Annotated in this window: 11 protein-coding genes; 7 read left to right on the forward strand and 4 right to left on the reverse strand. The window is 48.1% G+C overall.

The genetic code is table 11. From position 1 onward, the window contains the following. Positions 1 to 17: 17 nt before the first annotated feature. Positions 18 to 1,520, reverse strand: coding sequence for a WS/DGAT/MGAT family O-acyltransferase (locus tag ACY2RR_RS01705; protein ID WP_490106402.1), 1,503 nt, complete (start codon positions 1,518 to 1,520; stop codon positions 18 to 20). 445 nt (positions 1,521 to 1,965) lie between these two features. On the opposite strand from ACY2RR_RS01705, the gene ACY2RR_RS01710 reads away from it, so the two are divergent. From ACY2RR_RS01710 to ACY2RR_RS01725, 4 genes are read left to right on the forward strand one after another with little or no spacing between them, the layout of a single operon-like run. After that, positions 1,966 to 4,161, forward strand: coding sequence for an ABC transporter substrate-binding protein (locus ACY2RR_RS01710; protein WP_490106403.1), 2,196 nt, complete (start codon positions 1,966 to 1,968; stop codon positions 4,159 to 4,161). Position 4,162: 1 nt separating this feature from the next. Next, positions 4,163 to 5,140, forward strand: coding sequence for an ABC transporter permease (locus tag ACY2RR_RS01715; RefSeq protein WP_490106404.1), 978 nt, complete (start codon positions 4,163 to 4,165; stop codon positions 5,138 to 5,140). Beyond that, positions 5,140 to 6,510 carry an ABC transporter permease gene (locus ACY2RR_RS01720; RefSeq protein ID WP_490106405.1) on the forward strand — a complete coding sequence of 457 codons (1,371 nt, stop codon included), beginning with the start codon at positions 5,140 to 5,142 and terminating at the stop codon, positions 6,508 to 6,510. Before ACY2RR_RS01715 ends, ACY2RR_RS01720 begins: the two co-directional genes overlap by 1 nt. Before the next feature lie 2 nt (positions 6,511 to 6,512). Then, positions 6,513 to 8,117 carry an ABC transporter ATP-binding protein gene (locus tag ACY2RR_RS01725; protein WP_490106406.1) on the forward strand — a complete coding sequence of 535 codons (1,605 nt, stop codon included), beginning with the start codon at positions 6,513 to 6,515 and terminating at the stop codon, positions 8,115 to 8,117. Between the two features lie 5 nt (positions 8,118 to 8,122). Here the strand turns inward: ACY2RR_RS01725 and ACY2RR_RS01730 are convergent, their stop codons facing one another. Continuing rightward, the gene (locus ACY2RR_RS01730; protein WP_490106407.1) at positions 8,123 to 8,443 is read right to left on the reverse strand and encodes a hypothetical protein; all 321 of its coding nucleotides are present in this window, start codon (positions 8,441 to 8,443) and stop codon (positions 8,123 to 8,125) included. A 13-nt stretch (positions 8,444 to 8,456) separates the two neighbouring features. Continuing rightward, a complete protein-coding gene (locus ACY2RR_RS01735) occupies positions 8,457 to 8,792 on the reverse strand; it encodes a hypothetical protein (RefSeq protein WP_490106408.1) in 336 nt (111 codons plus the stop codon). A 154-nt stretch (positions 8,793 to 8,946) separates the two neighbouring features. On the opposite strand from ACY2RR_RS01735, the gene ACY2RR_RS01740 reads away from it, so the two are divergent. Together ACY2RR_RS01740 and ACY2RR_RS01745 are read left to right on the forward strand one after the other, a co-directional pair. Further along, on the forward strand, positions 8,947 to 9,441 hold the full coding sequence (locus tag ACY2RR_RS01740) for a hypothetical protein (RefSeq protein WP_490106409.1): 495 nt from the start codon (positions 8,947 to 8,949) through the stop codon (positions 9,439 to 9,441). A gap of 67 nt (positions 9,442 to 9,508) precedes the next feature. Then, a complete protein-coding gene (locus ACY2RR_RS01745) occupies positions 9,509 to 9,904 on the forward strand; it encodes a YbaN family protein (RefSeq protein ID WP_490106410.1) in 396 nt (131 codons plus the stop codon). Between the two features lie 2 nt (positions 9,905 to 9,906). On the opposite strand, the gene ACY2RR_RS01750 is transcribed toward ACY2RR_RS01745, so the two are convergent. Next, the gene (locus ACY2RR_RS01750; protein WP_490106411.1) at positions 9,907 to 11,115 is read right to left on the reverse strand and encodes a Tle-like phospholipase domain-containing protein; all 1,209 of its coding nucleotides are present in this window, start codon (positions 11,113 to 11,115) and stop codon (positions 9,907 to 9,909) included. Positions 11,116 to 11,335: 220 nt separating this feature from the next. Between ACY2RR_RS01750 and ACY2RR_RS01755 the strand changes: the two genes are divergently transcribed. Continuing rightward, positions 11,336 to 12,304, forward strand: a complete 969-nt coding sequence (locus ACY2RR_RS01755; RefSeq protein ID WP_490106412.1) for an amidohydrolase family protein — start codon at positions 11,336 to 11,338, stop codon at positions 12,302 to 12,304. The last annotated feature ends 11 nt before the right edge of the window (positions 12,305 to 12,315 follow it).

The following is a 12,315-nucleotide window of genomic DNA, read 5'->3' on the forward strand; positions in this document are numbered from 1 at the left end:
GTTCCTCTTGTCTTTATTCAGGCTGTTTCGAGTTCTTGCTTGCTCAGGGCAATAACATCTGCTCTGGGCTCCGGCGCAGCACGCACCGGCACATCCATTTGGGGGACTGCTGCCTGCAGCTCCTGCCAGGATTTCCGTAAGCAATCCGCATAAAACTCAGGATCAGGCATCATTTTTCTACAGCAGGTAATACTGACAGTGATCATTCGGTTGTAGCTGAAAATCACATGAAACAATCCTGCTGTGTCATAACTCAACCCGGCTCCAAAAAACTGCTGCAACTTCGCCCCTACGTGATAAACCGGAAACTGGGGCCCAGGCACATTGGTAATCATTGTGTTGAACAGCGGCTTCATTCGCCCTGCCAGGTTATATTTCACTGCTCCACGCATAAGCAGATTGGTTACCGTGGCTGGCATCAGGCTGGCGGTATCTATCATTTCCTGCCCGCCCAGATTTTCCCGACTGCGTTTGGCTGCTACGTTATCTCTGTTAATGGCCTGCAACCTTTTCAGCGAGTCTGCCTCACTGGTATATATTTTGGGGAACATAAACGACAGATAATTCCCCTGGCTGGCTCCCTTCTTCCCATTCCGGGTTGGGTCAATATTAACCGGAACCATCGCGGTTAAGGACTCATCCGGCAGCTCACCTTTACGGGTAAGATAATGCCTGAGAGCACCAGCAACCACTGCCATCATCACATCATTTACGGTCACTTCCGGCAGACTGTTCTTCACTGCTTTAACAGCCATCAAGTCAAAGCTCACAGCTTCAAAAACACGGTGAGGTGACACCTTTTCGTTGAAACGTGTGCGCGGCGCGTTCATCAGGGTGCAGGTACTGACAGATGTTGCTCTCTTTAACAGACTGCCAAGCAATGGTTTCGCGTATCGGGTTATAACTCGCCCTCGTTTAGCAACACGCCGTAAGCCGTTTACCCCGGCTCGACTCACTAGTTCAACCTGGTTAGGTACACGATCAACGATCCATGATGCAGGAAGCTGTTGTTTGCAATTGACCGGAGTTAAATCGTGAAGAGCAGCCATGAGTTGAACGGCACTGGCTCCGTCAACAAGTGCATGGTGCGCCTTTATAACCAATGCCACACTGCCTTCGGGAACACCTTCAACATTGTCAACTCCCTCAATCACATACATTTCCCAGGGGGAACGGGTCATATCCAGTGGGCGGGCATGAAGTCGGGCAAATTGAATGCAGAGCTGACGCCAGTCCCCAGGTTTGGGCAAAGCAATGTGGCGCACATGAAATTCTATATCGAAGTCAGGATCAGCAATCCAGTAAGGGTAATCGATACCTAGAGCTACAGGGACATGACGATACCGGAGCATGGGCGCTTTATGAAGCCGTGCTTCCAGATTACGAAGCACTGTTTTAAACGTCAGACAACCAGCTTCCACTGTCGATGTATCATAAATGCCAAGGCTCCCGATATGCATGGGAGTTGTTCCTGTTTCCATATTCAGGAACAGGTTATCAAGAGCCGAGAGTTGTTCCATAAAGACGTCCGCATTGTTATTTAATCTTTTATACGGCGTTGATAACGTCAGAATAGCTTCCGCGTGTTGACATAAATCAATTCAGAGAATTCGTACTACAAGAAGCCTGAGTGATTTGCACAAATGGCCAGTTTTTTTTCTGTGGTGTGCTAAAAGAGAAAAACTGTCACACCGGGTACTGTCAGTTATTACCGCCAGCCCCGGTGACAGCGGGTAAACATTAGAGGTTCCTTTATGAAGGATTTCCTCCAGGGATTCCTTCCCTTATTTACCCGCTCCTATTATTGGGTGGTCAGAGTTCAGGATGCATAACAGCACTGTCAGGAGCACCAACATCTTCCAGAGCTATACCCATAGCCAAAAACATGAGAAATTAACTATTGAGGCCGGTCATTACTTACAATGACCGTTTTCAGTATTTGTTGGGTAACAAACGGACAACGCCATGCCCCGCTTCGGGACAAGACGATTTCTAAGCAAAACACTGCTGCTGACATCCCTGCTGATTCTGGGAGCTTGTTCCGAACCGTGGAACGATCCCAATCCACCGGAAACACCCGGTGAAACGGTGTATTACGGCAGTTATTCCTCCCGCCTTCAGCACCTTGATCCTGCTCGCTCCTACAGTGCAGAAGAAACTGTTTTTATTGACCAGATTTACGAAGCTCCGTTTCGTTACCACTTCCTGAAACGCCCTTATGTATTGGAACCGTCTCTCGCGGAAGCTATGCCGGAAGTGACGTATCTGGATAAAGACCAGCAACCCGTAACAATGGACAGCGACGAGCTGGCTTACAGTCTGTACACCATTCGCCTTAAGCAAGGGGTGAAATATCAGCCTCACCCGGCACTGGCCAACGATGAATGGGGCAATGCGCTTTATCTGTTCAACTCTCCAGAACAATCCCTGCAATATCCAACACTGTACGACTTTCCAGAAAACGGAACCCGGGAAATGGTTGCTGATGATTTTGTTTATCAGATCAAACGCCTTTCCGACCCGAAGAACAAATCACCACTGCTGGGCTTCCTCTCTAATTACATTGTTGGCATGAGTGAGTTTGGCGAGAAGGTTATGGAGTTGCCCCGTGATCAGTGGCTGGATTTACGGGAAACATCACTGGACGGTGTTAGTGCTGTTGATGATTACACTCTGACAATTCGCATTAAAGGTTTATATCCCCAGTTTCCCTACTGGATGGCGATGCACTTTTTCTCCCCGGTTCCCTGGGAAGCGGATCGTTTTTATCACAACCCCGGCTTTGCTGATCGTAACCTGACACTGGACTGGTTCCCCATCGGTACCGGTGCCTTCATGATGACCCGCAATGATCCAAACAGCGGCATCACTCTTGAGAAAAACCCCAACTATCGCTTTGATCCATTCCCTTCAGAAGGTGAACCGGAAGACCTGACCAACGGCAACTTAAAAGATGCTGGAAAACCTATGCCCTTTATCGACCGGGCAACTTTCCGACTGGAAAAAGAAAGTCTGCCGCAATGGTCCAAGTTTATGCAGGGCTGGTATGACCGCTCTGGAGACGATACCCACAACATCAGTTCCAGTAACTTTGACCGCGCTTTTGTCGTTTCCGGTGACGGGCTGGAACTCAGTCAGGAGATGCAGGACAAGGGCATTACTGTCAGCACAGAGGTGAAACCATCCATTTACTACTACGGCTTCAATATGAAAGATCCTGTAGTCGGTGGTTACACAGAAGATAAGCGTAAGCTGCGTCGTGCCATCAGCCTGATTATGAACACCGAAGAGTTTCTGGAAATCTTTGCCAATGGCCGTGGTGAAGCCGCCATGGGGCCAATTCCTCCTGGTATTCCCGGTTATGTTGCAGGAGAGGCTGGCATAAACTCTTACCTTTACGACTGGGTAAATGGCAAACCAGAACGTAAGTCTGTTGAGGTTGCCAAGCGCCTTCTTGCCGAAGCGGGTTATCCCAACGGTCGTGATAAGAAAACCGGCAAACCTTTAATTATTTATCTGGATACCACGGGTGGTTCCGCTGGTCCAATAACTGACTGGCGTCGTCGACAGTTTGAAAAGATTGGTGTTCAGCTGGAATACCGCACCAGCGATTACATTCGCTTCAAACAAAAGATGCGTGCAGGCAATACTCAGCTATTCGGCTGGGGTTGGCTGGCCGATTATCCCGACCCGGAAAACTTCCTGTTCCTGCTGACCAGCTCCCAGACCAGCGAAAGCTGTCAGTGTGATGGTTCTAATACTGCGAATTATCAAAACCCTGAATATGATCGTTTATTCGATCAGATGAAAACCATGGAGAACTCTCCCGAGCGTGAAGCCATTCTTGCCAAAATGGTTGAGATCGTTCGCCGGGATAATCCATGGATGGGCGGCTATCACGTAAAAGAGTATTACCTGAATAACAGTTGGGTCACTAACACCAAGCGTCATGGTATTGCCCGGGATACTCTCAAGTACCTGAAGCTGGATAAAGAGAAGCGTCTGGAAAAACAGCGGGAGTGGAACACTCCTGTGATCTGGCCTCTGTTGGCAACGTTTGCAGTGTTGCTGTTACTTATCTGGCCAGCAGTCAGAGCCTACCGCCGCCGTCAGACGTTAAGAGTCAGCCCGGCTATTGAACAGTCAGGGAGGAGCAACTGATATGTTTGCCTATATTATCCGCCGGCTGTTCTACGCCATTCCTATTTTGATTGGGGTTAACCTGATCACCTTTTTCCTGTTCTTTGTGGTGAACAGCCCGGCTGATGTTGCCCGGGCTCATCTCGGAGAAAAGTATGTGACTCAGGAAGCGATAGATAACTGGGTTACAGAGAAAGGTTATAACCGACCACTGATGTTTAATGAGGATGCTTCGGGTACAGAGATGGTGACCGATACCATTTTCTTCCAGAAATCTCTTCGTCTGTTCACCTTTAATTTTGGCCCTGCCGATGATGGCCGTGATATCACCAGCGATGTTCTGACCCGTATGGGCCCAAGTCTCGCCTTGGCGGTTCCCAGTTTTATTATTGGTATCTGGGTGAATATCTGTGTCGCACTTCTTGTGGTGATGTTCCGGGGAACACGATTGGATAAAGCGGCCGTGGCTTTGTTTGTTTCCCTGATGTCAATCTCCGGGCTGTTCTACATCATCGGTGGCCAGTATCTGGTTTCCACAGTATGGCGACTTGTTCCTATTTCCGGATTTGAACCGGGATGGATGGCCTGGAAGTTCCTGATACTGCCGGTAGTTATTGGTGTTGTTGCTGGTGTTGGTTTGGGGGCGCGCTGGTATCGCACGCTGTTTCTGGAAGCTGCCGATCAGGACTTTGCCCGCACTGCACGGGCAAAAGGTGTGAGTGAACTGGGTGTTTTGTTCAAGCACGTTTTGCCCAACGCTATGTTGCCAATTCTTACCGGTGTTGTGGTTGTTATCCCCGCCCTGTTTATGGGAAGTCTGTTGATGGAGGCCTTCTTTGGTATTCCCGGGCTTGGTAGTTACATGCTTGATGCGATTCGCGCCCAGGATTTCGCTATTGTCCGCACCATGGTTTTTGTGGGTTCCGTTCTTTATATCATCGGCCTGATTCTTACGGATATTTCCTACACCCTGGCTGATCCAAGGGTGAGGTTGAACTAATGGATATGATAAAACCCGTTATTCTCTGGACCGATGTTCTGATATGGCTGCTGGTTATCAGCCTGTCAGCATTTCTGTTTACCCTGCGTAAGAACCCGGAATCCCGAGCCCAGTGGCGTCAGGTGTTCAGCTCAAAACTGGGTATGATCACCTTTATTATCATTTTGTCGTACATTGCGCTGGCGCTGATTGATTCCCTGCACTTCCGCAAGGCACTGCCTCATACCGAAGGTCAGGATATTGAGACTGTTTACTATTCCAATACCGTGAACAGTGCCCTTGATTCGTTATTGGGGGAAATGGGCGAACTGAAAGAACGCTCTTACTCCTCACCTTTCTCCCTGAAGTCTTTTACCAAAGAAAATATGACCGATGACAGCGGTCAGCCTTACCGTGGTTATCCTGACCTGGAGCATGCTGGCAGTCATCTGGATGACAAAGCCGATCATGTGAATGACATCCTGCTACAAAGCCTGATTGGTATTGGTAAGGGTTTAATTGTTGGGCTGTTTCTATGTGCGCTATTGAAGGCATTTACCCGAGATAGTGATCTTCCGTGGAGTACAGCGATGATCACAATACTTATCGTATGTGCGCTGCTTGGATGGATGCTGCATGTTGGTAATCTTTATCACGTCTTGGGAACAGATAGAGCTGGTAACGATACGCTCTATGATTCTATAAAAGGGATTCGAACGGGTGTGTTAATCGGCACACTGGCAACCCTGATTATGATGCCAATCGCCATCACTCTGGGTATCTGCTCCGGTTACTTTAAAGGTTGGGTGGATGATGTAGTTCAGTATATTTACACCACCCTCAGCTCCATTCCCGGCATTCTTCTTATTGCAGCAGCCATTCTGCAGTTTCAGGTGTTTATCGATCTTAACCCGGACTTCTTTGAAGTCGGTTTGGAAAAGGCTGATGCCCGATTCCTTGGCCTCTGCTTTATTCTCGGTATCACCAGCTGGGCAGGGCTTTGTCGCTTATTGCGCGCAGAAACCCTGAAAATCAGTCAGCTGCCTTATGTTCAGGCTGCCCATGCTTTTGGAGTCAGTCACCTGCGCATTATCCGCCGCCATATTTTGCCCAACGTTATGCACATTATTCTGATTACCTTTGTGCTGGATTTCAGCGGTCTGGTACTGGCAGAAGCGGTGCTTTCATACATCGGTGTTGGTGTGGATTCTGCCATGCCCAGCTGGGGCAACATGATTAACCTGGCCCGTTCGGAGCTTTCCCAAGAGCCAGTAGTTTGGTGGAATCTGATTGGCGCATTCTTCTTTATGTTTACTCTGGTGCTGTCGGCCAACCTGTTCTCAGACTTGGTGAACGATGCCTTTAACCCTAAAAACAGACAGGAGCGCTGATAATGAGTCAGGATAAAACATCAGTTCTGTCTGTCCGCAACCTGAGTGTTTGCGTTAACAACCACTCTCAGGCTCCGGTACTGAAGAATGTTTCGTTCGACCTCCACCCCGGTGAAGTGTTTGCGCTGGTTGGGGAATCCGGCAGCGGCAAATCTGTTACCTCTTTGGCAATGATGCGCCTGTTACCTGATGCACTGAAAATCACCAGTGGAGAAGTTAATTTCGATGGCAATGATTTGTTTCATGCCACCGAGCAGGAGATGACCGCCGTTCGAGGCAACCATGTTGCCATGATTTTTCAGGAAGCTTTAACTTCCCTGAACCCGGTACAAAAGGTTGGCGCACAGATTGAAGAAACATTGAAGCTTCATTCTCAGCTGGATGCCAAAGGTCGCAGAAAGCGTATTATCGAATTGCTGGAAGAAGTTGGCCTTCCACATCCAGAAACACGAATAGACTGGTATCCTCACCAGCTTTCCGGCGGCCAGCAGCAACGCATAATGATCGCCATGGCTCTGGCCTGTGAACCGGATGTCTTAATTGCCGATGAGCCGACAACAGCTCTGGATGTCACTATTCAGAAGCAGGTGCTGGATCTTATTCGCAGTCTGGCTCGTTCCCGTAAACTGGCAGTTTTGCTGATAACCCACGATATGGGTGTTGTTCGGGAAACCGCCCAACGGGTTGGAGTGATGTACAAGGGTGAGATTATTGAAGAAGATGCCTGCGAAGATTTCTTCCGTAATCCACAGGAAGAGTACAGCCGCCGTTTAATCAACAGTCTGCCGGACCAGGATCATTTCCGTGATGCCGCTGAACCCAACCCTCTGTTAAAGGTTGATGGTCTTAAAGTTCACTTTCCCCAGCGTAAAGGCATTCTCCAGCGCATTCATTCCTGGACCAAAGCTGTTGACGATATCAGCCTGACTATTGGCAAAGGGGAAACCCTGGCTCTGGTGGGAGAATCCGGCTGTGGAAAAACTACCACCGGCCGCGCCATTCTTAACCTGGAAAAAGTCACCGACGGTTCCATAACCTTTGATGGCAATACCATCAGCCAAATGTCTCGTACGGCCATGCTGCCTTTGCGCCGTAAAATACAGGTTATTTTTCAGGACCCTTATTCTTCAATGAATCCCCGTATGACTGTTCAGCGGATTATTGAAGAAGGCATGATCAGCCTGAATCTGGGTTTGTCTTCAGAGCAGAGAACCGAGCGGGTTATCGAGTTACTTGAGCGAGTAAAGCTGGAACCGGATCATCGTTTCCGTTACCCCCACGAGTTTTCTGGCGGTCAGCGCCAGCGGATTGCCATTGCCCGCGCTTTGGCTGTTAATCCAGAAATGATTATCTGTGATGAACCCACCAGCGCACTGGATGTTTCTACACGGGCGGAGGTTCTGAATCTGCTGCAGGAACTACAGCGGGATCTGGGAGTTTCTTACCTGTTTATTACTCACGATCTTTCCATCATTCCTCAGCTGGCCCATAGGGTTGCAGTAATGAAAGACGGAAAGATTGTGGAAACCGGAGCTACGGAAGATGTGCTTACAGAGCCTCGCCATAACTACACCAGAGAACTGCTGAGCGCAGTTCCCCATGTGTAAAAACGTTATTCAACAGGAGCCATGTCGCCCCGGTTCAGCTCCATAACCTTGAACCCGGACGTCATTGGCTCATAGCGACTGACTTCATGCCACTGGCCATGAACTAAAACCTTGTCACCTACCTGCACATCTTTGGCCTGCTTGCCAAACTCGGCGTGCTGAACACCTTTCTCATCATCAAATAAAACATCACAATGATCTTTCTCTTCACAGGATGCAGGTACCACCAATCGACAGGCAAACTCTCCACCTCCATTGGCAAGCAGCGGAAGCGAATGCAACAACCCATAAACAGTCATACACAGAACGGCTGATTTTCGAAACATAACCCCATGCCCACTATAGTTCGCTATCTATTGATACATCACTAAAACGAGTTAACCCTAAAGGCCGCATTTCCATCATTCTGAACCCTGTGGCAACGGAGCTAACGCGTACAATTTCATGCCACTCTTTATGAACCCAGGCCCTGTCTCCAGGACGAACCCAGCCTGCAATTTTGTTAAAGACAACTGACTGCACTCCTTTCTTATCATCAAAAAGAACTGTACAGACTCTGTCGTCCTGACAGCTTCCCGGAACCATAGCCACGCATAAAAACGTTTTGCCAATATGAGAGAAGCTTTGGCTGGGGATAAAAACCACCATCAGAAAAATAGCCAGTTTCCTGAACAAGACATGCACCAGCAACAACAGAATGGCTGTGAAGTGTAGACAATGTTATCCAGTTAAACAGACCAGCAGGTACCACAAAATAAGCTATCTATACTTCCTACACTTCTCTGCCCGAAAACTGCCTTCATCACTTTTCGTTTCTGGACAAGAAGTTATGTTTTTGAAATGCGTTTCCAGAGTTTGTGCTTTATTCACACCTGTAGCTCTGGCTGGGTTCACGGTAGGGTCAGCTAATGCTAGTGAAGCTTACGATCATGCTGAGCAGGCATTTATTGCAGGCAAACAGGTGAAAGGATTTATAGATATGGGGGCTTGCGAGCTGGTGAAATCCAAGCCCAAAAGTAATGCTAAAGATGAGTGGACATTTGCCTTCAATCTCGGGCACTCACAAATTGTAAAGGTTTACCATCGTGACGGTGATCCAAACAAAGTCACTTACAAACTTCGTCAACATGACTTCATCATGACGGAGCCCGGCAAAGAACCCGGCAGATATTTACGGGAGGTTGATATCTCAGCGGATGGCAGCATCGGTGTCACCATTAAGGAGAACAAATGGCAAGGCAGCTGGAACTGTCCTGAAGATGCGATGAACTATCCACCTCAAACAAACCTGCCCACCTTGAGTTCTTCAAAACAAGAAGAATAGGGTTCGTACATAAGCACCGGATACTGTTATGATCTGGTGCTTATAGCTTCTATTTTTCTCAGTACCTATGCCTGATGTACCACCCAACCCACGACTGATAAAGCGCACACTCTATATGCTGGGTGGAGCGATTTCTTTGGTTGCTGGTCTAGTTGGTATCGTGTTGCCTGTTTTACCAACAACACCTTTTATCCTCTTATCCGCATGGTGTTTTGCCCGTTCCAGCAAAAGCTTTCACACTTGGCTGGTTACGCATCCGTACTTTGGTGAGGTTATCTCGAACTGGGAAAAATACAGGGGAATGACCCAGAAAAATAAAAACCGCGCCTACTGCGTTATTCTGCTGGGCGCGGCATTCAGTCTTTATACTGTTCCACTGCTGTGGGTGAAACTACTACTGGTTCCAGTATTTATGGGCGTGTTGTGGAATATCTACAGAATGAATACTGTGGCTGAATCCTGAAATCAGTCTTCAGCCAGCTTCTTATCTACAGCTCTTCGTACATGTTCATGGGAATGCACATGACGGCCAAAAACCGGATCAGCGTATTTCCAGGTCTGCCCATTTAACACCACTCGACTGCCAAGGTTTGTTGCTGTAAATGCTTTGTTATACATACCCAACCCAACAGGGTTGCTGACAGGGTCACCTTTCACCATAACGTGAACGATATTTCCTTTCAGCCACATAGGATCATCAAGTTTCCCCTGCTGCGAAAGCTGTTGAAGAGCAGCTTTACCCAATGCTGCTGAGCTGAAACAGTTAGCAGGAATACCATTCATTGCCCCAGCATACTGAGCCAGACCACCACCGAGAGAGTGACCAACCAGAGTAACCTTCTCACCACCAAATTGTTCACTGGCTATACGCGCCATTTCACTAGCCTGGTGGTAGCTTTTGGGGATGCTGGCTCCGGTAAAGTTAGCAGCGTCTGCCCCACCCTGACGAAGCAGCAGTTTCTTGGCCGTTAAAAACGATAAGTTCTTTCCTGCCGTGGTTCCCCCAAATACCAGTTTCATCTGACCACTTTCTTTATCTTTAAACAGCGTTGCTACAAACCCACTTTTCGTATCGTGAATCAGGCTGCCTTTAATTTGTAACCGCCCTTTAAATTGCTCATTCTGTTCCAGTGTGTCCTTAAACTTCGCCAATTCTTCTGACTTCCAATCTGTCATATGGGAAAACTGCCCACCAATCCCCTGACGCTCAGGAAGATCACCGGCATCAACACCCATAGCTGCTTTTACTTCTTCGTAATTCTGCTCGTAAGGAAATTGGGCGAGTGCCGAATCAATCCCCAGCTGCCGACAATCTGCTTTTCCTGCAGGAAGATCATGTTGCTTTGCCCAGAGAGTGCTTCTATCTATGCTTTGGAGCTCTGCTTTTGCCGGAGAGTAGCTATCAGCCCTACCAAACAGCTTTTTAATTATTGAAGTCAGTTTACTGAGAACTCTGGATGCCAAAGGGCGATCAACTTTTTCGGTTAAGCCAAGGTCTTTGCCAGCCTTGATATTCGCCTCTGCCTTTTCTTCGGAAAGAACCTTAACTTTGCGGGTGCCAGACACTCCAGTGGCTGATTCCGTACTTGTGCTCTCCTTTGCTTTCCCGGTATCGGGGTCAAGCGGGGTATACCCGGTCAGCTGCGGGGTTCCTTTTGGAATCTGGTTCGACATAACAGCTCCATCCTTGGCTATTCTGGCTACTTAACCAGAATAGAACATATGCCGGGAGCGCCTCTTTTCGCAGGGAGCATTCTAATGCCAGAGATATCATTGCCTTCCACTGTTAGTTTTCACAGTTCAATGCCCGCTTCTTAAGCGCATAATCTCCAGCTCACTCTGGTTGTTTTTTAGACAACTCCAGATATATCTGACGTCAGCTGGAGGCAAGGTAATGAAAATCGACAGTCACTGTCATGCATTTCCCCTGACAGGTCTGCAGGAGATGAATGCCTGCTATCCAGATCTTATTCAATTGGGTACCAGTGAGGATGGGAGCTCTTATGCCATCTGGGCAAAAACACCATTGCCATCCTGGAGAAGTGAAGATCGCCTCTCTCAAATGAATAAATCTGGTATTGATATGGAGATTCTGCAGAACCCCATTCTGTATCACCGTATTGATGATAAGGCTCCCACACTCTGCCAGATCAACAACAATGCGCTGGCACAAATCTGTACAGAATACCCAAACCGCTTTGCTTTTCTGGCTTCTTTGCCTCTGAATAGTATGGAAAACGCTATCCAGGAACTAAAACGGGCACATAGCCTGGGCGCAGCAGGGATTGTCCTTCCGTCAAATGTCGGCGGACGCTATTACGACTCGCCTGAGTTTTTCCCACTCTGGACACAGCTGACAGAACTAAATCTACCAGCATATATTCATCCTCTTTATTCTGATTTTTATAAAGATGATGAAGGGCCAACCCTGCTGGCCTTTCCCTTTGATACAACACTCAGTGCAACAAAAATGGTACTGGGAGGTCTTTTCAAACACTTTCCGGACCTGAAAATGGTACTCAGCCACATGGGGGGCGCTCTCCCTTACATGGCTCGCCGAATTGACGTTCCGTTTGAAGTCCCATCTTTTCTGCCAGGTTATGCAGACAAGCTTGATCAGCTTCCCTCCAGCTATATGAAAAATTTCTATCTTGATACGGCCCTGAACTGGAACAAATCAGCCTTTGAGTGTGCCAGGGAGCTGGTTGGTCTCGAGCACATAGTGTTTGCCAGTGATTTCTTCATCGAAGGCACTGACTACGATACCCGCACAATTCAATTCATTGAGTCTCTCGACCTGTCTGCGGATGAAAAATCCCAAGTCTTTTCTAAAAACGCCGGTCGGATATTCAACCTGAACTAAAGGTTCTGATA

The organism is Parendozoicomonas sp. 2304DJ65-17 (assembly GCF_058148445.1).